This window comes from Streptomyces sp. NBC_01317 (genome assembly GCF_035961655.1).
In the GTDB taxonomy this organism is placed as follows: domain Bacteria; phylum Actinomycetota; class Actinomycetes; order Streptomycetales; family Streptomycetaceae; genus Streptomyces.
Map to the genome: position 1 here is coordinate 3,159,323 of NZ_CP108393.1, position 25,372 is coordinate 3,184,694.

At 71.4% G+C, this 25,372-nt stretch carries 24 protein-coding genes; 14 read left to right on the plus strand and 10 right to left on the minus strand.

All coding sequences use genetic code 11. From position 1 onward, the window contains the following. Positions 1-217: 217 nt before the first annotated feature. Both OG349_RS13200 and OG349_RS13205 read right to left on the minus strand, forming a co-directional pair. A complete protein-coding gene (locus tag OG349_RS13200; protein WP_327234798.1) occupies positions 218-1,345 on the minus strand; it encodes a GGDEF domain-containing protein in 1,128 nt (375 codons plus the stop codon). 80 nt (positions 1,346-1,425) lie between these two features. After that, positions 1,426-2,226: an enoyl-CoA hydratase/isomerase family protein gene (locus tag OG349_RS13205; protein WP_327234799.1), complete on the minus strand. Its 801-nt coding sequence runs from the start codon at positions 2,224-2,226 to the stop codon at positions 1,426-1,428. 173 nt (positions 2,227-2,399) lie between these two features. Between OG349_RS13205 and OG349_RS13210 the strand changes: the two genes are divergently transcribed. Further along, positions 2,400-2,903: a spore-associated protein A gene (locus OG349_RS13210; RefSeq protein ID WP_327234800.1), complete on the plus strand. Its 504-nt coding sequence runs from the start codon at positions 2,400-2,402 to the stop codon at positions 2,901-2,903. A 163-nt stretch (positions 2,904-3,066) separates the two neighbouring features. Here the strand turns inward: OG349_RS13210 and OG349_RS13215 are convergent, their stop codons facing one another. Together OG349_RS13215 and OG349_RS13220 are read right to left on the minus strand one after the other, a co-directional pair. After that, positions 3,067-4,227 (minus strand): adenylate/guanylate cyclase domain-containing protein, encoded by a 1,161-nt coding sequence (locus OG349_RS13215; RefSeq protein WP_327234801.1) that lies wholly within the window; start codon positions 4,225-4,227, stop codon positions 3,067-3,069. 607 nt (positions 4,228-4,834) lie between these two features. Beyond that, a complete protein-coding gene (locus OG349_RS13220; RefSeq protein ID WP_327234802.1) occupies positions 4,835-5,683 on the minus strand; it encodes a biotin--[acetyl-CoA-carboxylase] ligase in 849 nt (282 codons plus the stop codon). A 132-nt stretch (positions 5,684-5,815) separates the two neighbouring features. On the opposite strand from OG349_RS13220, the gene OG349_RS13225 reads away from it, so the two are divergent. The 4 genes from OG349_RS13225 to OG349_RS13240 all read left to right on the plus strand — a co-directional run bounded on the left by OG349_RS13225 (position 5,816) and on the right by OG349_RS13240 (position 8,531). Continuing rightward, the gene (locus OG349_RS13225) at positions 5,816-7,402 is read left to right on the plus strand and encodes an acyl-CoA carboxylase subunit beta (protein ID WP_327234803.1); all 1,587 of its coding nucleotides are present in this window, start codon (positions 5,816-5,818) and stop codon (positions 7,400-7,402) included. 47 nt (positions 7,403-7,449) lie between these two features. Further along, complete coding sequence (locus OG349_RS13230; RefSeq protein WP_327238559.1) at positions 7,450-7,665, plus strand: acyl-CoA carboxylase subunit epsilon; 216 nt, start codon at positions 7,450-7,452, stop codon at positions 7,663-7,665. A gap of 79 nt (positions 7,666-7,744) precedes the next feature. Next, entirely contained in the window at positions 7,745-7,873 is a 129-nt protein-coding gene (mmpB, locus tag OG349_RS13235) for a morphogenic membrane protein MmpB (RefSeq protein WP_327234804.1), read from the plus strand. 43 nt (positions 7,874-7,916) lie between these two features. Then, the gene (locus OG349_RS13240) at positions 7,917-8,531 is read left to right on the plus strand and encodes a nucleoside triphosphate pyrophosphatase (RefSeq protein ID WP_327234805.1); all 615 of its coding nucleotides are present in this window, start codon (positions 7,917-7,919) and stop codon (positions 8,529-8,531) included. Here the strand turns inward: OG349_RS13240 and OG349_RS13245 are convergent. Next, positions 8,466-8,954, minus strand: a complete 489-nt coding sequence (locus OG349_RS13245) for a hypothetical protein (RefSeq protein WP_327234806.1) — start codon at positions 8,952-8,954, stop codon at positions 8,466-8,468. The two genes, OG349_RS13240 and OG349_RS13245, sit on opposite strands and share 66 nt — an antisense overlap. 305 nt (positions 8,955-9,259) lie before the next feature. Between OG349_RS13245 and OG349_RS13250 the strand changes: the two genes are divergently transcribed. After that, positions 9,260-11,011, plus strand: coding sequence for an acetyl/propionyl/methylcrotonyl-CoA carboxylase subunit alpha (locus OG349_RS13250; protein WP_327234807.1), 1,752 nt, complete (start codon positions 9,260-9,262; stop codon positions 11,009-11,011). A gap of 154 nt (positions 11,012-11,165) precedes the next feature. Continuing rightward, entirely contained in the window at positions 11,166-11,777 is a 612-nt protein-coding gene (locus tag OG349_RS13255) for a TetR/AcrR family transcriptional regulator (protein WP_327234808.1), read from the plus strand. A 136-nt stretch (positions 11,778-11,913) separates the two neighbouring features. Here OG349_RS13255 and OG349_RS13260 read toward each other — a convergent pair whose 3' ends face one another. Further along, on the minus strand, positions 11,914-12,891 hold the full coding sequence (locus OG349_RS13260; RefSeq protein ID WP_327234809.1) for a DeoR/GlpR family DNA-binding transcription regulator: 978 nt from the start codon (positions 12,889-12,891) through the stop codon (positions 11,914-11,916). A gap of 152 nt (positions 12,892-13,043) precedes the next feature. Next, the gene (locus OG349_RS13265; protein ID WP_161309503.1) at positions 13,044-14,483 is read right to left on the minus strand and encodes an NAD(P)H-quinone dehydrogenase; all 1,440 of its coding nucleotides are present in this window, start codon (positions 14,481-14,483) and stop codon (positions 13,044-13,046) included. 220 nt (positions 14,484-14,703) lie between these two features. Here OG349_RS13265 and OG349_RS13270 point away from each other — a divergent pair, with 220 nt between their 5' ends. From OG349_RS13270 to OG349_RS13280, 3 genes are all read left to right on the plus strand, one after another. Next, positions 14,704-15,141, plus strand: a complete 438-nt coding sequence (locus tag OG349_RS13270; protein ID WP_327234810.1) for a gamma-glutamylcyclotransferase — start codon at positions 14,704-14,706, stop codon at positions 15,139-15,141. Positions 15,142-15,411: 270 nt separating this feature from the next. Further along, positions 15,412-16,242 (plus strand): purine-nucleoside phosphorylase, encoded by an 831-nt coding sequence (locus OG349_RS13275; RefSeq protein WP_327234811.1) that lies wholly within the window; start codon positions 15,412-15,414, stop codon positions 16,240-16,242. 175 nt (positions 16,243-16,417) lie between these two features. Continuing rightward, positions 16,418-18,076: a phospho-sugar mutase gene (locus tag OG349_RS13280; RefSeq protein WP_327234812.1), complete on the plus strand. Its 1,659-nt coding sequence runs from the start codon at positions 16,418-16,420 to the stop codon at positions 18,074-18,076. Between the two features lie 739 nt (positions 18,077-18,815). Here OG349_RS13280 and OG349_RS13285 read toward each other — a convergent pair. After that, positions 18,816-19,448 (minus strand): PH domain-containing protein, encoded by a 633-nt coding sequence (locus tag OG349_RS13285; protein ID WP_327234813.1) that lies wholly within the window; start codon positions 19,446-19,448, stop codon positions 18,816-18,818. Between the two features lie 129 nt (positions 19,449-19,577). On the opposite strand from OG349_RS13285, the gene deoC reads away from it, so the two are divergent. The 3 genes from deoC to OG349_RS13300 are packed head-to-tail and all read left to right on the plus strand — an operon-like array spanning position 19,578 to position 22,882. After that, a complete protein-coding gene (gene deoC / locus OG349_RS13290) occupies positions 19,578-20,525 on the plus strand; it encodes a deoxyribose-phosphate aldolase (protein WP_327238560.1) in 948 nt (315 codons plus the stop codon). A 34-nt stretch (positions 20,526-20,559) separates the two neighbouring features. Then, a complete protein-coding gene (locus OG349_RS13295) occupies positions 20,560-22,002 on the plus strand; it encodes an aldehyde dehydrogenase family protein (RefSeq protein WP_327234814.1) in 1,443 nt (480 codons plus the stop codon). Then, positions 21,995-22,882 (plus strand): aldehyde dehydrogenase family protein, encoded by an 888-nt coding sequence (locus OG349_RS13300; RefSeq protein ID WP_327234815.1) that lies wholly within the window; start codon positions 21,995-21,997, stop codon positions 22,880-22,882. The genes OG349_RS13295 and OG349_RS13300 overlap by 8 nt, the downstream gene beginning before the upstream one ends. A gap of 113 nt (positions 22,883-22,995) precedes the next feature. Here OG349_RS13300 and OG349_RS13305 read toward each other — a convergent pair whose 3' ends face one another. Continuing rightward, positions 22,996-23,400, minus strand: coding sequence for a hypothetical protein (locus OG349_RS13305; RefSeq protein WP_327234816.1), 405 nt, complete (start codon positions 23,398-23,400; stop codon positions 22,996-22,998). A gap of 140 nt (positions 23,401-23,540) precedes the next feature. Here OG349_RS13305 and OG349_RS13310 point away from each other — a divergent pair, with 140 nt between their 5' ends. Further along, complete coding sequence (locus tag OG349_RS13310; protein WP_327234817.1) at positions 23,541-24,233, plus strand: uridine kinase family protein; 693 nt, start codon at positions 23,541-23,543, stop codon at positions 24,231-24,233. A 194-nt stretch (positions 24,234-24,427) separates the two neighbouring features. Here OG349_RS13310 and OG349_RS13315 read toward each other — a convergent pair whose 3' ends face one another. Then, positions 24,428-25,198 (minus strand): SigE family RNA polymerase sigma factor, encoded by a 771-nt coding sequence (locus OG349_RS13315; RefSeq protein ID WP_327234818.1) that lies wholly within the window; start codon positions 25,196-25,198, stop codon positions 24,428-24,430. Positions 25,199-25,372 lie beyond the last annotated feature (174 nt).

The following is a 25,372-nucleotide window of genomic DNA, read 5'->3' on the forward strand; positions in this document are numbered from 1 at the left end:
ATACAAGTCCCTGAGGCGCCGTAAAACATGCAGTCCGGACATACGTACCTCCGCAGGCCCCACCCCCCGTCACCACGACACACCCAGCCCGTCCGGCGATTGAGGACATCAGTAAGCGCAACCAAACGCACCGGGCAGAGGCCACAAACAAGCCCGTCCGGCGATTGAGGACAAGCAGGAAGCGCAACCGGTCACCGGGCGAGAGGCAAAGACAGGGTCAACGCGCATCGCGGAAACGGCGGCGGTCTCCGGACGGGGGCGGCGTGTCCGCGAGGCGCAGCACCTCGTCGTCCCGCCCCGCCACCACCGGCCCCCCCGCACGCGCAGCCTTCGCGCGGTACTGCGCCGCGTCCGCAAGGCGGAACAGACGACGTGCCGAACGAACCTCCCCAATCGCGTCCCCCGTAGACGCGACCCCGCACGCCACCCCCTCCCCCAGCTCCAGCTCCGCCGCCCGCACGCACAGCTCGTCCGCGACCGCGATCACCTCGTCCGCCGAGGGCCCCACGGTCAGAAGACAGAACTCGTCCCCGCCCAGCCGCGCGGCCACCGCGCCCGGCAGCTTCGCCGCGCACAGGGACAGGACCGAGGCGAACCGTTCCAGCAAGCGGTCGCCGACCGCGTGGCCGTGCGTGTCGTTGACCGTCTTCAGGCCGTTCAGGTCGCAGACGACCAGGCTCGTGACGGAGCCGTCCGCCCGGTACCGCCCCACCGCCTCGTCAAGCCGCATATCGACCGCCCGCCGGTTCGCGAGCCCCGTCAGGGGGTCCGTGAAGGCGAGGCGGCGGACCTCTTCGAGCCGCTCCGTCTGGGCGATCCCCGACGCCACGACCGACGCGATGACGGTCGCGAAGTCCGCGTCGTCCCGGCCGAAGAGCGGCGCGCCCTTGGGCCGGGCCACGTACAGCTCACCCCACGCCCGCCCGTGCAGGATGATCGGCGCGACCACACAGCACCCCCGCCCCCGCCGCCGCAGCGCGGCCACCCGCTGGTGGCTGTAGCCCGGCGAGCCGGCCGCCGCGCCCTCCGCGGTCTCGACCCAGGCGTTCGGGCCGCCACCCCCCGCCCACCGCTCGTGCAGGAACTCCGCGATCTCCGGGAACTGGTGGACGGGATACGCCTCGGCCTCCGGGAACTCCTCCTCTCCCGCCACCCGCTCCCCCGCGTTGACGAGCACCTTGAGCCGCCCGAGGTCCCGTTCCCACACGGACAGCGCGGCGAAGCTCCCCCCGAGCGCCTCGCGCGCCCCCTGCGCGGCCGCCCGCCAGGAATCGCGCGGCGCCTGGGCCGACGCCATGGCCTGCGCCAGCGACACCACGGCTCGCAGTCGCCCATCCACTCCCATCACCCCAGCTTAGGACGCTTTGGGATGGTTTGATCACTTGGAGCGAAGGGCGCTCACTCTGCGTTCACCCGCTCACCCGCTCACTCACCGGGCCACTGCGGCGTCCGCTTCTCGTTGAACGCCGCGACCCCCTCAGGACGGTCGCCGGAGAACGCGACCGACCGCCACGCCGCGTCCTCCACCTCCAGGCCGGCCCGCAGGTCCAGGCCCTGCCCGAGCCGCAGCGCGCGCTTGGCCGCGCGCAGGCCGACGGGCGAGTTCACGGCGATACGGTCCGCGAGGGCGAGCGCCTCCTCCCGGTCGGCGCCCTCGTCGACGAGCTGGTCGACGAGACCGAGATCACGCGCCTCCACCGCCTTCACCCGCCGGGCCGTGAAGATCAGCTCCGCCGCGCGGGCCGCACCGACCCGGCGCGGCAGCAGCTGCGTACCGCCCCCGCCGGGAATGACGCCGACCGAGACCTCGGGCAGCGCGACGACGGCCGTACGGTCCGCGACGATCAGGTCGCAGGCGAGCGCCAGCTCGAAGCCGCCGCCCAGGGCGAAGCCGTGCACGGCCGCGATCGTGGGCATGGGCAGCTCCAGGACCCCGGTGTACGCGGCCCGCGCGATCGGCCGCTGCCGTACCAGGTCGGCGTCGGTGAAGGAGTCGCGCTCCTTGAGGTCCGCGCCGACGCAGAACGCGCGCGCGTGGGTGGACGTGAGGACCGTGACCCGTACGTCCCGGTCCGCGCCCAGCGCCGTACACGCGGCGGCGAGGGAACGGGCCATCTCCGTGGACACGGCGTTCATGGCCTTCGGCCGGTCGAGGACCAGCTCGGCGACGTACCCGGACCTCCGTACGACGACAAAGTCCCCGTACCTCTGCTCGGACCCACCCATGGAACACCCTCCCGGTTAACGACGGTTCACCGAGATCATAAAGGCCCGGCATTTGATGGCGGAAAGTCCCGTACAACTCTTTTCTTGATCGGCTGGTCTGGATTGGTGAGCACACAGAAAGTACTCGTGGAGTCACAGGGGGAAAATTCATGCGTAAATCTCGTCGTGCGGCCATGGCAGCGGCCCTGACCGTCCTCGCCGTCGGGGCAACGACCACCGCCCTCGCCCAGCCCGCCGGCGCCGCACCGGCCGCCGCCGCGGCCCAGGCCGCGTACAACGGGGTCTGTGGCACCGGCTACAAGGTCGTGAACTCGGCGGACATCGGCACACAGGGCACGGTGTACCTGACGTACAACGCCAAGAGCGGATACAACTGCGCGGTGACGATCCGCAAGACCAGCGGCTCGCCGGTGTACGTCTTCACCTCGGTGTCCGTTCCGGACACCTACGAGTCCGGCTCCGACGCCGGCGACTACCGGTCGTACGCCGGACCCGTCTACGTCTACGGAAAGGGCTACTGCGTCGACTGGGCCGGTGGCATCGCCAACCAGGGAGTGTGGACCTACGGCTCGAACTGCGGCGCGCGGGTGGCCACCCGGGTGACGAAGACCGACGGGAAGTCCGTGCGGTCGACGGTCGCCGAGCCGAGCGCGGCGGTTGCGGGCGGTACGCGCTGACGCGGTGGGCTCCGCCCGCTGAGGCGTGTGGGCGTCGCCCGCTGAGACGTATGCGCGGCGCCCGCTGAGGCTCATGCGCGCCGCCCGCTGACCCACCCGGGCGGCATCCGCCGCATCCGCTGATACACCGGCCGGTCCTCGCGTGCACCGGGGACCGGCCGACTCAGGTCGTACGGCGGGCCAGCAGCCAGGGTTCGACCACGCCGAGCCCGCGGACGGGCCGCTGCCACATCGGCCGGAGCCCGAAGCGGTACGAGGGGGTCTCGCGCCCCTCCTTTGCCGCCTCGGCGGCGGCCTCGGCGGCGCCGGCCTCGGAGGCGGGGGCCTCGCCCGTACGGATCAGGTCCTCCGCGAAGGCGCCGTCGACCAGGACCGTGTCCTTGGGAGCTATCGACGTGAGGCGGCTCGCGAGGTTCACGGTCGTACCGAAGACGTCACCCATGCGGGTGGTGACCGTGCCGAACGCGATCCCGACGCGCAGCGCCGGCATCGTCTCGTCATGGGTCATCGTCTCGATGAGGCGCAACGCGATCTCGGCGGCGGTGCCGGCGTCGTCCGCCGCGAACAGCACTTCGTCGCCGAGCGTCTTGATCAGCCGGCCCCCGTGCGCGGCGACGAGGTCGGCGGAGGTCGTCTCGAACGCCTCCACCAGCTCGCCCAGCTCCTCCTCCTCCAGCCGGCGGGTCAACCGGGTGAACCCGACGAGGTCGGCGAACCCGACGGCGAGGCGCCGGTCGACCATCTCGTCGTCGTCGGCGGCCTGGACGACGCGCCCCGTGGCGGCGGCGAGCTGGCGGCGCCACACGTAGACAAGGAACTCCTCCAGCTCGGGCAGGAGCAGCTCCACCAGGGGGTACGTGACCTCGGTCCGCGTCATCCCCGGCTCCGGCGGCTCCGTGAGCCCCTCCAGGAACGAGTCGATCTGCCACTCCGCGAGGCGGGCGGTCGTCTGTCCGGTGGACCTGGCCACCTGGATCGCCATGGGCTCGCTGAGCAGCCCCGCCTCCACGAGCCCGGCGAGGCGGCGCAGCGCGAGGACGTCGGCCTCGGTGAGGGCCTTGGCCTGCCCGATGTCGGCGAAGCCCATGGCACGCCAGAAGCGGGAGGCGAGGTCCATGGAGACGCCGGCGGTCCTGGCGGCCTGGAAGGGGGTGTAGCGGCGGTCCGCGCCGAGGATGAGCTGCTCCAGCCGGATGGCGAGCGGGTCGTCGGTCGGTTCGGCCGTGTGGTCCACGATGTGGTGGGGCGTGGAGTGGGGGGAGGGGGGGTTGTCGGGCTGTGGCGGTTGCGCGTCTGCTCCGCCCCCCGCGTCGTCGACGGTCACCAGCCGCCTCCTGCCCGTTCCCTGCGCACAGTCCTGCCGATCTGTCGTGGATCGGGCTCAACGATACGACAGGTGTGCGCTGGCTCACGTCCACGGGGCGGGTCGGCGTGGTCTTGGCCTTTGTCCGGGTGCGTCTGCCCGGTGCGGGCGGGTGCGGCTTACTGATTGTCCTCAATCGCCGGACGGGCTTGGTTGTGCCCGCTGCGGGCCGGTTGCGTATGCGCGGGTTGTTGCCGGGGGCCGGGCAGGGGTCGTGTCCTGCACTGCATGTTTTACGTCGCGTTCGGCGGGTCGTTCAGTTCACCGGAGCCACGCGACACAAAACACGCTCTACGTTCCGGACACGACCCCTGCCCGTCCCCCTTCCACGCCCGCGTTCAAGACAACCCCCGGTCCGTCCGGCGCTGGAGGAGACCGGTGCGCGGCACTTCAAGCCCGTCCGGCGATTGAGGACATCCTTGACCCGCACCCGCGGACCGCGCAGGGGCACAATCCAGCCCGTCCGGCACTTGAGGACATCGGTAAGCCGCGCTCGCGCACCGCGCAGAGGCCAAAATCCAGCCCGTCCGGCGATTGAGGACAATCAGTAAGCGCAACCAAAAACCGGTCACCGCAGGTGCACCACGTCACCCGCGCCCACCGGGTACTGGACCCCCGACTCCGTCGCCAGGACAAGGCGCCCGTCCCCGTCGATCGCCACCGCCTCGCCCACAAGTTCCCGCGCCCCCGGCAGCACCGCCCGCACCGTCCGCCCCAGCGTCGCGCACCCCGCCGCGTACGCCTCCTGGAGGCCCGACGCCGCCGGGTCGCCGTCCGCCTCGCGCCAGTCCACGTACCACTGCTCCAGTGACCGGAGGACAGAACGCAGCAGCGTGTCCCGGTCCAGGGACACCGCTTCCGCCAGCGCCAGCGACCCCGCGGTCGGGACCGGAAGCTCCGTGGCGCGCAGCGACACGTTCAGGCCGATACCGACGACCACCGCGTCGTCCCCCGTACGCTCCGCCAGGATCCCGCCCGCCTTGCGCTCCTCGCCGTCCACCGTCACCAGCAGGTCGTTCGGCCACTTCAGGGCCGTGTCGACGCCCGCCGACCGCGCCACCGCCGTCGCCACGGCCACGCCGGTGAGCAGCGGCAGCCACCCCCACCGGTGGACGGGCACGTTGTCGCCCGGCGTGAGGAGTACGGAGAAGAAGAGCCCCGAGCGCGCCGGCGCCGACCACCGCCGGTCCATCCGCCCCCGCCCCGCCGTCTGCTCCTCGGCCACGAGGACGGCGCCTTCGGCGCGCGAAGACGCCGAGTCCGCGAGGTCCGAGTTGGTCGAGCCGGTCGTCGTGACGACGTCCAAGGACGTCCACAGGCCACCCGGCCGGATGAGCCCGCGCCGCAGCGCCCGTGCGTTCAGCGGCGGCCGCTCCAGGTCGGACCAGCGGCTGTGTGGGGTTTCGGGATCGGTCATGCGAGCCACCCTAGATGTGGCAAACACCGCACTGCCGAACCGTATCCGCGCCGATACGCTACGGATCAGTAGCCAGCAGCCAGCAAGGCGGAAAGACCACCGCACCCGCAACCCGCAGGGAGCCGCATCCCGATGTCCGAGCCCGAAACCGCCCACACCACCGCGGGCAAGATCGCGGACCTCCAGCACCGTATCGAGGAAGCCACCCACGCGGGCTCCGCGCGGGCCGTGGAGAAGCAGCACGCCAAGGGCAAGCTGACGGCCCGTGAACGGATCGGCCTGCTGCTGGACGAGGGCTCGTTCGTCGAGCTGGACGAGTTCGCCCGGCACCGCTCGACCGCCTTCGGCATCGAGAAGAACCGCCCGTACGGCGACGGCGTGGTGACCGGCTACGGCACGGTCGAGGGCCGCCCGGTCTGCGTCTACTCGCAGGACTTCACGATCTTCGGCGGCTCGCTCGGCGAGGTGTACGGCGAGAAGATCGTGAAGGTCATGGACTTCGCGCTGAAGACCGGCTGCCCGGTCATCGGCATCAACGACGGTGGCGGCGCCCGGATCCAGGAGGGCGTGGTGGCCCTCGGCCTCTTCGCCGAGATCTTCCGGCGCAACGTGCACGCCTCCGGAGTGGTCCCGCAGATCAGCCTGATCGTCGGCCCCTGCGCGGGCGGCGCCGTCTACTCGCCCGCCATCACGGACTTCACGGTGATGGTGGACCAGACGTCCCACATGTTCATCACGGGCCCCGACGTCATCAAGACGGTGACCGGCGAGGACGTCGGCTTCGAGGAGCTGGGCGGAGCCCGTACGCACAACACCACGTCCGGCGTGGCGCATCACATGGCGGGGGACGAGAAGGACGCCATCGAATACGTCAAGTCCCTGCTCTCGTACCTCCCTTCCAACAATCTCTCCGAGCCGCCCGCCTTCCCCGAGCAGGCCGCGCTGGAGACGACCGACGAGGACCGCGAGCTCGACACGCTGATCCCGGACTCCGCGAACCAGCCGTACGACATGCACCGCGTGGTCGAGCACGTGCTGGACGACGGTGAATTCCTGGAGACCCAGGCGCTGTTCGCGCCGAACATCCTCACCGGCTTCGGCCGGGTCGAGGGGTATCCGGTGGGGATCGTCGCCAACCAGCCGATGCAGTTCGCCGGTTGTCTGGACATCAACGCCTCGGAGAAGGCGGCCCGGTTCGTCCGTACGTGTGACGCCTTCAACGTCCCGGTGCTGACGTTCGTGGACGTGCCTGGCTTCCTGCCCGGTGTCGACCAGGAGTACGGCGGCATCATCCGGCGCGGCGCGAAACTGATCTACGCGTACGCGGAGGCCACCGTCCCGCTGATCACGGTGATCACCCGCAAGGCGTTCGGCGGCGCGTACGACGTGATGGGCTCCAAGCACCTCGGCGCGGACCTCAACCTGGCCTGGCCGACGGCCCAGATCGCGGTGATGGGCGCGCAGGGCGCGGTGAACATCCTGCACCGCCGTACGATCGCGGCGGCCGGCGACGAGGCCGCGCAGGACGCCGCCAGGGCCGGACTGATCCAGGAGTACGAGGACGCGCTGCTCAATCCGTACGTGGCGGCCGAGCGCGGGTACGTCGACGCGGTGATCATGCCCTCGGACACCCGGGCGCACCTGGTGAAGGGCCTGCGTCAACTCCGTACGAAGCGGGAAAGCCTGCCTCCTAAGAAGCACGGCAACATCCCGCTCTAGACGGCCCGTACGGCAGGCAGGAGACAGGCAGGAAAGGGGACATGGCCATGATCAAAGTGATACGCGGCAACCCGACTCCGGAGGAGCTGGCCGCGGCCCTGACGGTCGTCCAGGCGCGGGTACGGGCGACGGCCGACGGCTCGGACGCCACGGCCGCCCCGCCCGAGCCGCCGGCCGCCTGGTCCGCCCCGGACCGGGTGCTCCGCGAACGGCTCCCCCAGCCGGGGCCCCGCTCCTGGGCCCGCACCTACTGGCCCGGCTGACGGGCGTAGTCAGCAGCGGCAGGGCGCCTGAGTACGTGTACTCAGGCGCCCCGGACGGGATCGCCGGAGGATCGGAAGCATGCTGTGGTCCGACCCGAAGAACGAACCGCCCGAGGAACTGCGCGAGGGGCAGACCATGCTCCACCGCGCCGGAGTGGTCCTCGCGCTCGCGATGGTCCTGGCGATGCTCGTCCTGGGCCTGCTCTGACGTCCATGGGCGACGTCCACAGGCCCCTCACCGCCGTCCTACCATGGCCCGCATGACCGCTCCCCGCCGCAGGCTCGTGCTCGCCTCCGCCTCCCCCGCCCGCCTCTCCCTGCTCCGTCAGGCCGGGCTCGCGCCCGAGGTGATCGTCAGCGGGGTCGACGAGGACGCGCTGTCCGCCCCGGACCCCGCCGCGCTCGCGCTCCTGCTCGCCGAGGCCAAGGCCATGACCGTGGCGGCCCTCCCGGAGGCCGCCGGCGCGCTGGTCGTCGGCTGCGACTCCGTACTCGACCTGGACGACGAGGCCCTCGGCAAGCCCGCCGACGCCGAAGAGGCCACCACCCGCTGGAAGTCGATGCGCGGCCGCGAGGGCATCCTCAGGACCGGCCACTGCGTGATCGACACGGCGACCGGCCGCCGCGTGTCCGAGACCGCCTCCACCACCGTCCGCTTCGGCAGCCCGTCGGACGCCGAGATCGCCGCGTACGTCGCCTCGGGCGAGCCGCTCCATGTGGCGGGGGCCTTCACGCTGGACGGCCGTTCGGCGCCGTTCGTCGACTCGATCGACGGCAGCCACGGCAACGTGATCGGCCTCTCACTGCCCCTGCTGCGTCGGCTGCTGGCCGAGCACGGGGTTCCGATCACGGATCTCTGGGTCTGACGGGCCCACCAGCACCAGCACCAGCAGCCCCAACACCCCCATCATGAACAGGAAGGCCGTCCACCCCACCAGCCCCACCGTCAACGCGCCGAGCACGCCGTGCACCACCGCGCAGGTGATCAGCAGGATCCGGCCGAAGCGGCCGGGGGCGCGGTTCCTGAGGGCCGTACGCACCATGGTCACCGCACACAGGACGAGGAAGAGGGCGGTCACGCCGCCCATCGCCCACGTACCGGCGGACATGGCGTCGGGGTCGAGGCCGGCCAGGGACATCCGCTGGTTGTGGACGACCGTGGCGAGCACCCCGTTGACGAAGACAAATCCGACGGCTTCCACCAGCAGCACGATCGCGGCCACCCAGGCCACGGGTCTGCGTATCACGGCACCACCCTCTCCAGTTGTTACCGCCGGTACGGACGACATCGCGCACGCTACTCACCGGTAAACGGCCGGACAAGGGCTCGGGCAGAGGCAAAGAACGATCTGCCCGTTCGTAGAGAGTCAACAAAGAAACACGATCGAGCGCGGGGCACACTGACAGAGAAACGGACCGCACCCGACCGTTACTGTGCGGGGGAGGATCCGGGCGTACCGTGGTGCCACAAGGGAATTCGCGACTTGGGCAAGCCTCGACTCACGCTCCGTGTGGGCAAGCTCACCACTGGGGACGGGTCGAGGGGGCGTGTCGGCAGTCCCTAAACTCAGCTTGTTCCAAGGAGGGAGCCATCGTGCGCAAGGTGCTCATCGCCAACCGAGGCGAAATCGCTGTCCGCGTCGCCCGTGCCTGCCGGGACGCCGGAATCGGGAGCGTAGCCGTCTACGCCGATCCGGACCGGGATGCCCTGCATGTCCGCGCGGCCGACGAGGCGTTCGCCCTGGGCGGTGACACCCCGGCCACCAGCTATCTGGACATGGCCAAGGTGCTCGGAGCGGCGAAGGACTCGGGGGCGGACGCGGTCCACCCCGGCTACGGGTTCCTCTCCGAGAACGCGGAATTCGCCCAGGCCGTCCTCGACGCCGGGCTGACCTGGATCGGCCCGCCGCCGCAGGCCATCCGCGACCTCGGCGACAAGGTCGCCGCGCGGCACATCGCGCAGCGCGCGGGTGCCCCGCTGGTCGCGGGCACCCCCGATCCGGTCTCCGGCTCGGACGAGGTCGTGGCGTTCGCGGAGAAGAACGGGCTGCCGATCGCGATCAAGGCGGCGTTCGGCGGGGGCGGGCGCGGGCTCAAGGTCGCCCGCACGCTGGAGGAGATCCCGGAGCTGTACGACTCCGCCGTACGGGAGGCCGTCGCCGCCTTCGGGCGGGGCGAGTGCTTCGTGGAGCGGTATCTGGACAAGCCCCGGCACGTCGAGACGCAGTGCCTGGCCGACACGCACGGCAACGTCGTGGTCGTGTCGACGCGTGACTGCTCGCTCCAGCGCCGCCACCAGAAGCTGGTCGAGGAGGCCCCGGCGCCGTTCCTGAGCGAGGCGCAGAACGCGCAGCTGTACGCCGCGTCGAAGGCCATCCTCAAGGAGGCCGGCTACGTCGGCGCGGGCACGGTCGAGTTCCTCGTCGGGGCCGACGGGACGATCTCCTTCCTGGAGGTCAACACCCGTCTCCAGGTGGAGCACCCGGTCACCGAGGAGGTCACCGGGATCGACCTGGTCCGCGAGATGTTCCGGATCGCCGACGGCGAGGCGCTGGGATACGGCGACCCGGCGGTGCGCGGTCACTCCTTCGAGTTCCGTATCAACGGCGAGGACCCGGGCCGGGGCTTCCTGCCCGCGCCCGGTACGGTCACCACGTTCGCCCCGCCCGCCGGACCCGGTGTCCGCCTGGACGCGGGCGTCGAGTCCGGCAGCGTGATCGGCCCGGCGTGGGACTCCCTGCTCGCCAAGCTGATCATCACCGGCGCCACCCGCGAGCAGGCGCTCCAGCGCGCGGCGCGCGCGCTGGCCGAGTTCGACGTGCAGGGCATGGCCACGGCGATCCCCTTCCACCGCGCGGTGGTCGTGGACCCGGCCTTCACCGCCGACCCGTTCACGATCCACACCCGGTGGATCGAGACGGAGTTCGTCAACACCGTCCCGGCGTTCGCCGTGCCGTCCGACGCGGACGAGGACGAGTCGGGCCGCGAGACGATCGTGGTCGAGGTGGGCGGCAAGCGCCTGGAGGTCTCGCTGCCGACCAGTCTCGGCATGACCCTCGCCCGTACGGGCCTGGCCGCCGGCGCGCGCCCCAAGCGCCGGGCTGCCAAGAAGTCAGGCCCCGCCGCCTCCGGCGACTCCCTCGCCTCCCCGATGCAGGGCACGATCGTCAAGGTCGCGGTGGAGGAGGGCCAGGAGGTCAAGGAGGGCGAGCTGATCGTCGTCCTGGAGGCCATGAAGATGGAACAGCCCCTGAACGCCCACCGCTCGGGCACGGTGAAGGGCCTGAACGCCACGGTCGGCTCCTCGGTCACCTCGGGCGCCCTGATCTGCGAGATCAAGGACTGACACCCCCGTCACGACGCTCGCTTCCGCCCCCGCCGGGTGTTCCCGGCGGGGGCGGTCTGCGTGTCCGCGAAGTGGTGCCGGGGCGGGGCGGTGGCATCCTTGGGACGACGGTGGCCGGTTTCGCGGGCCGCCGGTGGGGAGACGAGGAGTCCGCATGACGGCGAGGAGTACGGCGCAGGCGCCGCCCCGGCCCATGCGCGCCGACGCGCGGCGCAACTACGAGCGGTTGTTGACGGAGGCCCGGAGCAGCTTCGCGGCGCACGGTACGGACGCCTCGCTGGAGGACGTGGCGCGGCGGGCGGGCGTGGGCATCGGCACGCTCTACCGCCACTTCCCCACCCGGCAGGCCCTGCTCAGCGCGGTCTTCCAGGAGGCGCTGGCCTCGCTGCTGGAGCACTCGCGCGAACTGGCCGGGGCGGAGCAGCCGTGCGGCGCGCTGGTCAAGTGGCTGCGGGCGCTGATCACCCACGCGGGTGAGTACCGCGGCCTCTCCCGCGCGCTCATGTCGGCGTCGCACGACGAGAGTTCGGCGCTGTCGGAGTGCAGCGTGCCGCTGCGGGCGGCGGGCGAGCGGCTGCTCGTACGGGCGCAGCGAGGCGGTCACGTACGGCCCGAGGTGTCGATCGACGACCTGATGCAGCTCACGAACGCGATCGCCCTGGCGGCCGAACAGTCCCCGACGGACCCGGCCCTGGCGGACCGCCTCCTGACCCTGACCCTGACGGGCCTGAAACCGACGCCGACACCAAGCCCGTCCGGCGATTGAGGACACCACGACCCGCAGGCACCGACATTCCAAGCCCGTCCGGCGCTTGAGGACACCCACCCGCGCCACGATGGCGGGGCAGTCGCGCAACCCCGCACCCCCAACGGCGAGGCGGTCCCGGCATCCGCACCGCGCCTCAGCGGCGCCGCATGTCCGCCACCCTCGCCCGCTCCGACGGCTGCTGCTCCGCCAGAGCCGCCGCCGCGCTCCGGAGCTGCGGACCCGGGCCACCCGGTGTGTGCGTACGACGCTGGCCGGGAAGGGGTACGTCCCGGCGGGACCGGCCACCCGGCGGGACGCCCTCACCCGACGGGGAGCCGGATCCCGCGGGCCCCGCGCCCGCGACCGTGATCTGCACACCCTGGTCGGCGAGCGCCTGGAGCTCCGTCCCCGCGCGGTCGTCGTGCGCGGGCGGTTCGTCGGTGACCAGCCGGCTGATCAGGTCGGTCGGCACCGTCTGGAACATGGTGTCCGTACCGAGCTTGGTGTGGTCGGCCAGGACGACGACCTCCGCCGCCGCCTGCACCAGCGCCCGGTCGACGCTCGCCGAGAGCATGTTGGACGTGGACAAGCCGCGCTCGGCCGTCAGCCCGCTCCCGGAGAGGAACGCGCGGCTGACCCGCAGCCCCTGGAGGGACTGCTCGGCCCCGCTGCCGACCAGCGCGTAGTTGGAACCGCGCAACGTGCCGCCCGTCATGACGACCTCGACGCGGTTGGCGTGCGCGAGGGCCTGGGCGACCAGCAGGGAGTTGGTGACGACGGTCAGACCGGGGATCCGCGCGAGCCGGCGGGCCAGCTCCTGCGTGGTCGTACCGGCGCCGACGACCACGGCCTCGCCCTCTTCGACGAGACTCGCGGCGAGATCGGCGATGGCCGTCTTCTCCGCCGTTGCGAGATGGGACTTTTGCGGAAAGCCGGATTCTCGCGTGAATCCGCCCGGCAGTACCGCACCGCCGTGCCGGCGGTCGAGGAGTCCTTCTGCCTCCAGCGCCCGCACGTCACGCCGGACGGTCACTTCGGAGGTCTGGACGACACGGGCGAGCTCACGGAGCGACACGGCCCCGTTGGCGCGCACCATTTCGAGGATCAGTTGGCGACGTTCTGCAGCGAACACGAAACTGACAGTAACCCCAACGACCGTCTGCTTTCAGCAGTTTGCGGCGAATAACAGAAGTTGTACACAGACGAGCGTCCCAAGTGGTATTGGACGACCGGCCCCCGATCGGATCGCCGACCGGACCGCCGCTCCAACCGCCTGCGGTCAGGTCAGGCCTCCTCGGCCGCCCTCTTCGTGTGCAACTGCCGCGCCACCTCGGCGATCGAGCCCGACAGGGACGGGTAGACCGTGAAGGTGTTCGCGATCTGCTCGACCGTGAGGCTGTTGTCCACGGCGACCGCGATGGGGTGGATCAGCTCGCTCGCACGCGGCGCGACAACAACGCCGCCGACCACGATTCCCGTACCGGGACGAGCGAATATCTTGACGAAGCCGTCCCGGATGCCCTGCATCTTCGCGCGCGGGTTGCGCAGCAGCGGCAGCTTGACGACCCGCGCCTCGATCTTGCCGCTGTCGACGTCCGACTGGCTGTAGCCGACGGTCGCGATCTCCGGATCCGTGAAGACGTTCGACGAGACCGTCTTGAGGTTCAGCGGGGCCACCGCGTCCCCCAGGAAGTGGTACATCGCGATACGGCCCTGCATCGCCGCGACGGACGCGAGGGCGAAGATGCCGGTCACGTCACCGGCCGCGTACACGCCGGGTGCGGACGTACGGGAGACCCGGTCGGTCTTGATGTGGCCCGAGTCCTTCACCACGACCCCGGCCTCCTGGAGGCCCATCCCGCGCGTGTTGGGGATCGCGCCGACCGCCATCAGGCAGTGCGTACCGGAGATGACCCGGCCGTCCGAGAGCGTCACCTCGACGCGGTCGCCGACCCGCTTGACGGCCTCGGCGCGGGAGCGGGACATCACGTTCATGCCGCGGCGGCGGAAGACGTCCTCCAGGACGGCGGCGGCGTCCGGGTCCTCGCCCGGCAGCACCCGGTCGCGGGAGGAGACGAGCGTCACGCGCGAGCCGAGCGCCTGGTACGCGCCGGCGAACTCCGCGCCCGTCACACCCGACCCGACCACGATCAGCTCCTCGGGAAGCTCGTCGAGGTCGTACACCTGGGTCCAGTTGAGAATGCGCTCGCCGTCCGGCTGCGCGTCCGGGATCTCCCGGGGGTGCGCGCCGGTCGCGATCAGCACGGCGTCGGCGGTCAGCGACTCCTCCGTGCCGTCCACCGCCCGCACGATGACCTGGCGCGAGCCGTCCACGGCCTGCCGGCCGTCGAGCCGGCCACGGCCGCGCATGACCCGCGCGCCGGCCCGGGTGACAGAGGCGGTGATGTCGTGGGACTGGGCGAGCGCGAGCCGCTTCACCCGGCGGTTGACCTTGCCGAGGTCGACACCGACGACCCGCGCCTTCTGTTCGAGGGGAGGCGTGTCGTCCGCGACGATGATGCCCAGTTCCTCGTACGAGGAGTCGAAGGACGTCATCACCTCGGCCGTCGCGATGAGCGTCTTCGACGGCACGCAGTCGGTCAGCACCGACGCGCCGCCGAGCCCGTCGCAGTCGACGACCGTCACCTCCGCGCCGAGCTGGGCGCCCACCAGGGCCGCCTCGTAGCCGCCGGGTCCGCCGCCGATGATCACGATCCGGGTCACGAAAAAGTCCGCCTCGCATGGTCGACCCGGCCCATCGACACCCCGGCCGGGGTTCCGGGGGTGTCCCCGGGGGATGCAGTCGTACCCCATTGTCCCGCACGCGCCAAGTGGATTCGTCCCCGCCCGTCAGGTTCCTCCGTCCGAAGATCACCCGCCATCCGTTCGGGCGTCCTGACGGTGCACCGGCGGCCACGCCCCCACCTCCCGTACCCTCGGACCCATGTCGCTCTACGCCGCCTACGCCGGCAACCTCGACGCGCGGCTGATGTCCCGCCGCGCCCCGCACTCACCGTTGCGCGGGACCGGCTGGCTCAACGGCTGGCGGCTCACCTTCGGTGGGGAGCAGATGGGCTGGGAGGGGGCGCTGGCCACGATCGTGGAAGCGCCGCGCTCCCAGGTCTTCGTCGCGCTGTACGACATCGCGCCGATGGACGAGGACTCGATGGACCGCTGGGAGGGTGTCGGACTCGACATCTACCGGCGGATGCGGGTGCGCGTGGACACGCTGGACGGCAAGGAGCCGACCTGGCTGTACGTGCTGAACGGGTACGAGGGCGGCCTGCCGTCCGCCCGCTACCTGGGCGAGCTGGCCGACGCGGCGGATTCGGCGGGGGCGCCGCACGACTATGTGATGGAGCTGCGCAAGCGCCCCTGTTGAGCGGGGGCGGGGGTACCGGCAGGGCGCGCGACGGTGCTACGGGCAGGGCGTACGGACCGGCAGTTCGGCCGGATCAGCCCCGGCCGACGCACCCCCGGATCAGGCTTTGTCGTCGTACGGACAGACCAGCTTCACGCGCCGTACGTACAGATCAGGCCTCCCCGCCACGCGGGTAGATCAGCCTTTTGTCGGAAACAACACGTTAACGATCCCGGTACCGTCCCACCCGTCATCTACGCGCGTAGGGCACGACCGGCTACGCTCATCCGCGTGAACGCATCTGTTAACCCGGCCTTCGCCGACGGACCTGCCGACCCCCACGCCGCCGCAGCCGAGGCCGCCGGCCTCCTGCGCGAGCTCACCGGCGCCGAAACCCACGACGTGGCCCTGGTGATGGGCTCGGGATGGGGACCGGCCGTCGAGGCGCTCGGAGAACCCGAGGCGGACTTCCCGGTGACCGAACTACCCGGGTTCCCGGCGCCCGCCGTCGCCGGCCACGGCGGCAGGATCCGCTCGTACAAGATCGCCGAGAAGCGCGCGCTGGTCTTCCTGGGCCGTACGCACTACTACGAGGGCCGCGGCGTCGCCGCCGTCGCGCACGGCGTCCGTACCGCCGTCGCCGCGGGCTGCAAGACCGTCGTCCTCACCAACGGCTGCGGCGGCCTGCGCGAGGGCATGCGCCCCGGCCAGCCGGTCCTGATCAGCGACCACATCAACCTGACGGCGGTCTCCCCGATCGTCGGCGCGCACTTCGTGGACCTGACGGACCTCTACTCCCCCCGGCTGCGCACGCTCTGCAAGGAGATCGACCCGGCGCTGGAGGAGGGCGTGTACGTCCAGTTCCCCGGGCCGCACTACGAGACCCCCGCCGAGATCAACATGGTCCGGGTGATGGGCGGCGACCTGGTCGGCATGTCCACGGTGCTGGAGGCGATCGCGGCACGCGAGGCGGGCGCGGAGGTGCTCGGCATCTCGCTGGTCACCAACCTGGCGGCGGGGCTGTCGGGCGAGCCGCTGAACCACGAGGAGGTCCTCCAGGCGGGCCGCGACTCGGCGACGCAGATGGGGGCGTTGCTGACGCGGGTGCTGGAGCGGGTGTGACGTACGTGAGGCGTCGGACACCTCTGTCCGGCCCGGCACGTCTGCCCTAGGGTCACATCCCCGGGGCCGAGCCCCCACTCACCCGCTTCCCGGTCACCGGCCCTCAGGGCCCCCCGTCCCTTACATCCCCCCAGCCCGCAGGCGCCGGTTCCGGCGCGAGGAGGTATCGCCCACCGTGCAGCAGGACATCGTCACGCGCGCCAAGGCCTGGCTGGCCGAGGATCCGGACGGGGACACCCGGGCCGAACTCGCCGCGCTCATCGACGCGGGCGACCTGGACGCCCTCACCGAACGCTTCTCCGGCACGCTCCAGTTCGGCACCGCCGGACTGCGCGGCGAACTGGGCGCCGGACCCATGCGGATGAACCGCGCCGTGGTCATCCGGGCGGCGGCCGGCCTCGCCGCGTACCTCAAGGCACGCGGGGACGGCGGCGGCCTGGTGGTCGTCGGGTACGACGCCCGCTACAAGTCCGCAGACTTCGCCCGCGACACGGCGGCCGTGATGACCGGCGCGGGCCTGCGCGCCGCCGTGCTGCCGCGTCCGCTGCCGACGCCCGTCCTGGCCTTCGCCGTACGGCACCTGGGCGCGGTCGCCGGGGTCGAGGTCACCGCCAGCCACAACCCGCCCCGGGACAACGGCTACAAGGTGTACCTGGGCGACGGCTCCCAGATCGTGCCGCCATCCGACGGCGAGATCGCGGCCGAGATCGCGGCGGTCGGCCCGCTGGCCGGCGTACCGCGGCCGGAGGACGGCTGGGAGATCCTCGGGGACGAGGTTCTGGACGCGTATCTCGCCCGTACGGACACCGTCCTGACGCCGGGCTCACCGCGCACGGCGCGGGTCGTGCACACCGCGCTGCACGGCGTCGGTACGGAGACGCTCCTCGCGGCCTTCGCGCGCGCGGGCTTCCCCGCGCCGACCCTGGTCGCGGAACAGGCCGAGCCCGACCCGGCGTTCCCGACCGTGGCCTTCCCCAACCCGGAGGAGCCGGGGGCGATGGACCTGGCGTTCGCGACGGCGCGGCGGGTACGGCCGGATCTGATCATCGCCAACGACCCCGACGCGGACCGCTGCGCGGTGGCCGTCCCCGACGAGGCCGCCGAGGGCGGCGCGGGCTGGCGGACGCTGCGGGGCGACGAACTGGGCGTGCTGCTCGCGGCGCACCTGGTGAACAAGGGCGCGACCGGCACGTTCGCCGCCTCGATCGTGTCCTCCTCACTGCTCGGCCGGATCGCGGAGGCGGCGGGGGTCGGGTACGAGGAGACGCTGACCGGCTTCAAGTGGATCGCCCGGGTCGAGAACCTGCGGTACGGGTACGAGGAGGCGCTCGGCTACTGCGTCGACCCCGGCGGCGTACGCGACAAGGACGGCATCACGGCGGCGCTGCTCGTGGCGGAGCTGGCGTCCGAACTCAAGTCCCGGGGCCGCACGCTCGGCGACCTGCTGGACGACCTCGCCCTCGCGCACGGGCTGCACGCGACGGACCAGCTGTCCGTACGGGTCACGGACCTGTCCCTGATCGCGGACGCGATGCGCCGACTACGGGAGCACCCGCCGGTGACGCTGGCGGGGCTGGACGTGGTCTCGGCGGAGGACCTGAACGCCGGCGTTGGGCTGCCGCCCACGGACGGGTTGCGTTATGTCCTGGAGGGCGGGGGGTACCGGGGGCGGGTGGTGGTGCGCCCGAGCGGCACGGAGCCGAAGATCAAGTGCTACTTGGAGGTTGTGGCGGCGGTTCCCTCGCGGGGTGCGTTGGCTTCGACGAGGTTGTCTGCGACGGGCGTGCTTTTGTCTTTGAAGCGGGATGTTGCGGGGGCGGCGGGCCTTTCGTAGACGCCTGCCCGTTGTCCGTTGCGCTCACTGATTGTCCTCAATCGCCGGACAGGCGTTCTGGGGCCGGTGGGCCGCGGGTCTGGGTGACCGCGTTGCGGTTCGTGTTGTCCTCAATCGCCGGACGGGCTTGGTTGTGCCCGCTGCGGGCCGGTTGCGTAGGCGCGGGTTGTTGCCGGGGGCCGGGCAGGGGTCGTGTCCTGCACTGCATGTTTTACGTCGCGTTCGGGGACTCCGGACATTCACGGTAGTCACGCGACACAAAACACGCTCTACGTTCCGGACACGACCCCTGCCCGTCCCCCTTCCACGCCCGCGCCAAAACAACCCCGGGTCCGTCCGGCGTTGGAGGGCACGGGGGCACCATCCAGCCCGTCGGCGTTTGAGGACATCGGTAAGCCGCGCTCGCCCACCGGGCGCCAGGCGCTCCCCGCAGCGGGGGGTCGTTCGGCTCACCCTCGGCGTGAGGGGGGTGGGGTCGGAGGAGGTGCGTGTGTCCGGACGTAAAGCGTGTTTTGTGGCGCATGACTACCGGTGAGCCATACAAGTCCCTGAGGCGCCGTAAAACATGCAGTCCGGACATACGCACCTCCGCAGGCCCCACCCCCCGCCACCACGACAAACCCAGCCCGTCCGGCGATTGAGGACATCAGTAACCCGCGCCCGCGCACCGGGCAGAGGCCAACCCAAGCCCGTCCGGCGATTGAGGACAAGCAGGAAGCCAACGGACGACGGACGGACGTCAGCCCGTCGACAGCAGCACGACCAGGACCACCAGCCCCGCCACCGCAGGTGCGATCACCTCGTACGCCCAACGCGCGGCGACCGCCTCCCCCGCCCCCCGCAAAACACCCCGCTCCGCAAGATCCCGCAGCTCCACGACCGTGCGATCCGCCTGAGCCATCCGCGCCCCCGTGTCGTTCACATCCGCCGTGACGGACGTCATATTGTGCGGATCGTCATGCGCCTGCCGCGACTGCCGCCGCGCCACCCGCTTCCGCTGCCGCAGCGACACCGGTACCGCCCACAGCTGGTACTTGCCCGCGTCCTCCGTGAACACCTCGCACGAGTACCCGGCCCGGATGTCCTTCACGGCCGACCACTCCACGGTGATCAGCCGGAACGGGTTCCTGATCCGGAGCCGGTCCTCGCCCGCGAAGACCGCCGGCCGCAGGGTGAAGGCGATGACGAGCGGCACCACCAGCAGCAGCCCCGCCAGCGCGAGCCACGGTGTGCGGCCCGTGCCGTTGATGAGCGCGTCGCCGCCGAGCCAGACGGAGAGCAGGAGCAGCATCACCCCGCCCGCGATCCCGCCCGAGGACCGGTAGACACGGTCGGCGTAGGTCGGCTCGGAGGGCTGGTCGGTACTCGTCATACCTCCGATTCTGCCGTACGTCCCGAAAAGCACGGTCAGGCCACGGTCACATCTAGGGAACGCTCCCCTCCGGACGCTCACGGACGCTGTACACACCGCTACGCGCGTAGATATGCTCCTCTGGTGACCATGCCGACCCTCACCCACGAATTCGTGGACGCGACCGCGTCCGACAGCACACTGCGACGGTTCCTCCACGGACTGCCCGGCGTCGACGCCGTGGGCCTGGAGGCGCGCGCCGCGTCGCTCGGTACGCGTTCGATCAAGACCACGGCCAAGGCGTACGCCATCGACCTCGCCATCTCCATGATCGACCTGACGACGCTGGAAGGCGCGGACACCCCGGGCAAGGTCCGGGCCCTCGCCGCGAAGGCGCTCAGGCCCGACCCGACCGACCGCACCGCGCCCACCACGGCCGCGCTCTGTGTCTACCCGGACATGGCCGCGACGGCGGTCGCCGCGCTGGCGGGTTCGGGGGTGAAGGTGGCCTCCGTCGCCACCGCCTTCCCGGCCGGCCGCGCCTCGCTGAGCGTGAAGCTCGCGGACACCCGGGACGCCGTGGACGCCGGAGCCGACGAGATCGACATGGTCATCGATCGCGGCGCGTTCCTGGCGGGCCACTACCTCAAGGTGTACGAGGAGATCCGCGCCGTGAAGGAGGCCGCCGGGGCCGCCCGCCTCAAGGTCATCTTCGAGACCGGCGAGTTGTCCACGTACGACAACATCCGCCGCGCCTCCTGGCTCGGGATGATCGCCGGCGCGGACTTCATCAAGACGTCGACCGGCAAGGTCGGGGTCAACGCGACCCCCGCGAACACCCTGCTGATGCTGGAGGCCGTCCGGGACTTCCGGGAGCGGACCGGGGTCCAGATCGGCGTGAAGCCGGCGGGCGGGATCCGCACCAGCAAGGACGCGATCAAGTTCCTGGTGCTGGTGAACGAGACCGCCGGTGAGGACTGGCTGGACAACCACTGGTTCCGCTTCGGCGCGTCCAGTCTGCTGAACGACCTGCTGATGCAGCGTCAGAAGCTCAGCACCGGCCGGTACTCCGGCCCCGATTACGTCACGGTGGACTGAGGCGGAGATGGCAGCAGAGAGGGCATCGAAGAACGTGGCATCCACGAACGCATTCGCATACGCGCCCGCCCCGGAGTCGCGCTCCGTCGTCGACATCGCGCCGAGCTACGGCCTGTTCATCGACGGCGAGTTCACCGACGCGGCCGGCGGCAAGGTCTTCAAGACGGTCAGCCCGTCCACCGAGGAAGTGCTCTCCGAGGTCGCCCAGGCGGGGGCCGAGGACGTGGACCGGGCCGTGCGGGCGGCCCGCAAGGCCTTCGAGAAGTGGTCGGTGCTGCCGGGCACCGAGCGCGCCAAGTACCTGTTCCGTATCGCCAGGATCATCCAGGAGCGCTCGCGCGAACTGGCCGTCCTGGAGACGCTCGACAACGGCAAGCCCATCAAGGAGACACGCGACTTCGACCTGCCGATGGTCGCCGCGCACTTCTTCTACTACGCGGGCTGGGCGGACAAGCTCGGGCACGCGGGGTACGGGGCGGATCCGCGCCCGCTGGGGGTCGCCGGGCAGATCATCCCCTGGAACTTCCCGCTGATGATGCTCGCGTGGAAGATCGCCCCGGCGCTCGCCACCGGCAACACGGTGGTCCTCAAGCCGGCCGAGACCACGCCCCTGTCGGCCCTCTTCTTCGCGGACATCTGCCGCCAGGCGGGGCTGCCCAAGGGCGTCGTGAACATCATCACCGGGGACGGCTCGACCGGCGCGGAGCTGGTGGCGCACCCGGACGTGAACAAGATCGCCTTCACCGGCTCGACGGGCGTCGGCAAGGCCATCGCACGCCAGTTGGCCGGTACGGACAAGAAGGTCACGCTCGAACTGGGCGGCAAGGGCGCGAACATCGTCTTCGACGACGCGCCGGTCGACCAGGCCGTCGAGGGGATCGTCACCGGCATCTTCTTCAACCAGGGCCAGGTGTGCTGCGCCGGATCGCGCCTCCTCGTCCAGGAGTCGGTCCACGACGAGGTGCTGGACGCGCTCAAGCGCCGGCTGTCGTCGCTGCGGATCGGTGACCCGCTGGACAAGAACACGGACCTCGGCGCGATCAACTCCGCCGAACAGCTGGCCCGTATCGGCGCGTTGGCGGAGACGGGCGAGGCGGAGGGCGCGGAGCGCTGGTCGCCCGCGTGCGAACTCCCGTCCGCGGGCTACTGGTTCGCGCCCACGCTCTTCACGAACGTCACCCAGGCGCACACCGTCGCGCGGGACGAGATCTTCGGCCCGGTGCTGTCCGTGCTGACGTTCCGTACGCCCGAGGAGGCCGTGGCCAAGGCGAACAACAGCCAGTACGGCCTGTCCGCGGGCATCTGGACGGAGAAGGGCTCGCGCATCCTCGCGGTCGCGGGCAAGCTCCGGGCGGGCGTCGTCTGGGCCAACACGTTCAACAAGTTCGCCCCGACCTCGCCCTTCGGCGGCTACAAGGAATCGGGTCACGGCCGCGAGGGCGGCCGCCACGGCCTGGAGGCATACCTCGATGTCTGACGAGCGACTGTCCGTCCTCAAGACCTACAAGCTGTACGTCGGGGGCGCGTTCCCCCGCAGCGAGAGCGGCCGGGTGTACGAAGTGACGGACTCCAAGGGCACGTGGCTGGCGAACGCCCCCCGGTCGTCCCGCAAGGACGCGCGGGACGCGGTGGTCGCGGCCCGCAAGGCGTTCGGCGGCTGGTCGGGCGCGACCGCGTACAACCGCGGCCAGGTCCTCTACCGCGTCGCCGAGATGCTGGAGGGCCGCCGGGGCCAGTTCGCCCAGGAGGTCGCCGCGTCGGAGGGGATCTCCCGCTCCAAGGCGGCGGCGCTCGTCGACGCCACGATCGACCGCTGGGTCTGGTACGCGGGCTGGACCGACAAGATCGCCCAGGTCGTGGGCGGCGCGAACCCGGTCGCGGGCCCGTACTTCAACCTCTCCACCCCGGAGCCGACCGGCGTCGTGACGGTCCTGGCGCCCCGGACGTCGTCCTTCCTCGGCCTGGTCTCCGTCCTCGCCCCGGTGATCGCGACCGGCAACACGGCGGTCGTCGTGGCGAGCGAGTCGTCCCCGCTCCCCGCGCTGTCCCTGGGCGAGGTGCTGGCCACCTCCGACGTACCGGGCGGCGTGGTCAACATCCTGTCCGGCGGTACGGCGGAGATCGCGACCCCGCTGGCCGCGCACCAGGACGTCAACGGCATCGACCTGACGGGCGCGGACGAGGCCCTGGCCAAGGAGCTGGAGATCGCGGCGGCGGACAACGTCAAGCGAGTCCTGCGCCCCCGCGCCGACGACTGGACGGCCGACCCCGGAACGCGCCGCCTGACGGCGTTCCTGGAGACGAAGACGGTCTGGCACCCCACAGGCAAACTGGGCACCTCGGGCGCGTCGTACTGACCCACGTGGCGCTGACAGGCCCCTCCTGTACCTGACTGCGCCCGCCGTCTTGTACGTGACTGTGCCCGCCGTTCCGTCGAACGGCGGGCACAGTCGCGTACGTCCCCGTCCGCTCACCCCGTCAGCAGCCCCGTCACCGCCCCCGCCACCGGCAGGTCCTTGATCGCTCCGCCGCTGGTGACCGGAGCCGTCAGGCGGGCCGTCGAGACCGGCTTGAAGTCGGCGATCTGGGTGCCCACCGCGTTGTCCAGCGGGTCCACCCCCGTGCCCGCCAGCGGGTCCAGCTTGAGGCTCGTGAGCGGGGCCGCCGTGTGCGTCAGGGCCCCCGTGAGGCCCGCCGCCGCCGCTGAGCCGGCCGCCGCCAGCGGGGTGTCGTCCGAGGTGGCCACCGGTGCCGCGGCCGGTGCCGCGTCGGCCGCCGCGCCCGCCAGGCCGAGGGCCGCACCGGCCGCCGTGACGGTCAGACCGGCGCGCAGCAGGGCGCGGCGCGGAGAGGTGTGGGCTGCGTGACGTGCCATGGGATTCCTGACTGGCCGAGTGGTGTACGTAATCGGAATGACACGTAGCGTAGTTGACCGGCCCTCTCCGACACCAACAATTCACCCCGAACCCTCCCCGGGGATCCCCTCCGGCGGTCCGTACGCCAGACTGGTGTCCCGTGAGCCCCCAACCGCACCCGCCCCGGGTCGTGCTGCTCGCCGGCCCCTCCGGCTCCGGCAAGTCGTCCCTCGCCGCCCGTACGGGACTGCCCGTGCTGCGCCTCGACGACTTCTACAAAGAAGGCGTCGACCCGACGCTCCCGCTGGTCCCCGGCAGTACGGACATCGACTGGGACTCGCCCCTGTCCTGGGACGCGGACGCCGCTGTCGCGTCGATCGCGGAGCTGTGCCGTACGGGCCGTACGACCGTCCCCGTCTACTCGATCGCGACCAGCTCACGCGAGGACACGGAGGCGTTCGACCTCGGGCACGCGCCGGTGTTCGTCGCGGAGGGCATCTTCGCCGCCGACATCGTCGCCCGCTGCGGCGAGCTGGGCCTCCTGGCGGACGCGCTCTGCCTGCGGGGCCGCCCCTCGACCACGTACCGCCGCCGTCTGCTGCGCGACCTGCGCGAGGGCCGCAAGTCGGTCCCGTTCCTGCTGCGCCGGGGCTGGCGGCTGATGCGCGCGGAACGCGGCATCGTGGCCCGCCAGGCGGCCCTGGGCGCCCACCCGTGCGCGAAGGCGGAGGCGCTGAGCCGTATCGAAGCCGCTGTCGCGAAGACCGCTGTCGCGAAGGGGCCGGTGGCCCTCCCGGCACCGGTGACCGTGCCCGCCAGGACCACGACCGCCCCCACCGCAAGCGGCCGTTGAGCACCCCGTACACCCAGCGTACAGCGCGTCGAAGCACGACGAAGCGGCTCGTACAGGACCCCCCGGACCTGTTCGAGCCGCTTCGCTGTTCCCCCCGTGCCTTCCCCCGTACCCCCGTACCCCCGTACCCCCGTGCTTCCCCCCACTCCCCGCCGTCTCCCCCGGGACGGCAGGCCCCGCTCCCCCCACTGCCCTCAGGCGACCAGCTCGCCGAAGGACTCTTCCTCGTCACGGCCGAAGCTGAGGACCTGGTCCTCGCGCAGCCGGCGGAGCGACCGCCAGATGCTGGACTTCACCGTGCCGACACTGATGTCGAGGATGTCCGCGATCTCGGGATCGGTACGGCCCTCGTAGTAGCGCAGCACGAGCATCGTGCGCTGGGTCTCGGGGAGGCGGGAGAGCGCCTGCCAGAGGACCGCGCGCAGTTCCGTGCCGCGCATCGCGTCGGTGTCGCCCGCCGTCTCCGGCAGCTCCTCCGTCGGGTATTCGTTGAGCTTGCGCCTGCGCCACGCGCTGATGTGCAGGTTGGTCATCGTGCGGCGGAGGTAGCCCCCGACCGCCGCCTTGTCGCTGATCCTGTCCCAGGCGCGGTACGTGGAGAACAGCGCGCTCTGGAGCAGGTCCTCCGCCTCGAACCGGTCGCCGGTCAGGTGGTAGGCGGTGGCGTACAGGGAGGCGCGGCGCTCCTGGACGTAGGCGGTGAACGCGGCTTCCGCGTTCTCCTTCTCCGTCGGGACCCGCCGTTCCCCCGTGCCCTCCCCGTACGCCGTTCCCCCGCCGCCCGAACCCCCGTTGGCGCCTTCGACCACGTCGATCAGCGTCATGTAGGACGAGGTCTTGACCTGACGCCCGGCGCCGCGCACGCACCCCCGCCCGTTCACGGCGCCGGACTTCTCGGTGCTCCGCGTGACGTCGTGGAGACGCGTGACAACTGCGCTTGAGGTGGTGCCGTGCAGTGCGTTCATCTCGCGCCCCCCGTCGGTTGGAGTCTGTTCTTTTCCCTGTGCCAATGAGATTGCCGGGGCAGTTTCATGGACCTGTCCGCCGACTGTCACAGGCCTGTCACAGGGGTCGTGGAGTGCCTGGGGAAGCACGGTGAAAGCACCGGTAAAAGCGGGCCGGAACACTGGGAGCGCTCC

Coding starts and splice junctions, on each gene's coding strand:
- mmpB (WP_327234804.1), top strand. CDS start 7,745: ATGCTGTGGTCCGACCCGAAGAACGAACCGCCCGAGGAACTGCGCGAG.
- OG349_RS13270 (WP_327234810.1), top strand. CDS start 14,704: ATGTCGCTCTACGCCGCCTACGCCGGCAACCTCGACGCGCGGCTGATG.
- OG349_RS13220 (WP_327234802.1), bottom strand. CDS start 5,683: ATGACCGATCCCGAAACCCCACACAGCCGCTGGTCCGACCTGGAGCGG.
- OG349_RS13315 (WP_327234818.1), bottom strand. CDS start 25,198: ATGAACGCACTGCACGGCACCACCTCAAGCGCAGTTGTCACGCGTCTC.
- OG349_RS13285 (WP_327234813.1), bottom strand. CDS start 19,448: ATGACGAGTACCGACCAGCCCTCCGAGCCGACCTACGCCGACCGTGTC.
- deoC (WP_327238560.1), top strand. CDS start 19,578: ATGCCGACCCTCACCCACGAATTCGTGGACGCGACCGCGTCCGACAGC.
- OG349_RS13200 (WP_327234798.1), bottom strand. CDS start 1,345: ATGGGAGTGGATGGGCGACTGCGAGCCGTGGTGTCGCTGGCGCAGGCC.
- OG349_RS13305 (WP_327234816.1), bottom strand. CDS start 23,400: ATGGCACGTCACGCAGCCCACACCTCTCCGCGCCGCGCCCTGCTGCGC.
- OG349_RS13240 (WP_327234805.1), top strand. CDS start 7,917: ATGGCCCGCATGACCGCTCCCCGCCGCAGGCTCGTGCTCGCCTCCGCC.
- OG349_RS13205 (WP_327234799.1), bottom strand. CDS start 2,226: ATGGGTGGGTCCGAGCAGAGGTACGGGGACTTTGTCGTCGTACGGAGG.
- OG349_RS13230 (WP_327238559.1), top strand. CDS start 7,450: ATGATCAAAGTGATACGCGGCAACCCGACTCCGGAGGAGCTGGCCGCG.
- OG349_RS13210 (WP_327234800.1), top strand. CDS start 2,400: ATGGCAGCGGCCCTGACCGTCCTCGCCGTCGGGGCAACGACCACCGCC.
- OG349_RS13255 (WP_327234808.1), top strand. CDS start 11,166: ATGACGGCGAGGAGTACGGCGCAGGCGCCGCCCCGGCCCATGCGCGCC.
- OG349_RS13225 (WP_327234803.1), top strand. CDS start 5,816: ATGTCCGAGCCCGAAACCGCCCACACCACCGCGGGCAAGATCGCGGAC.
- OG349_RS13245 (WP_327234806.1), bottom strand. CDS start 8,954: ATGTCGTCCGTACCGGCGGTAACAACTGGAGAGGGTGGTGCCGTGATA.
- OG349_RS13300 (WP_327234815.1), top strand. CDS start 21,995: ATGTCTGACGAGCGACTGTCCGTCCTCAAGACCTACAAGCTGTACGTC.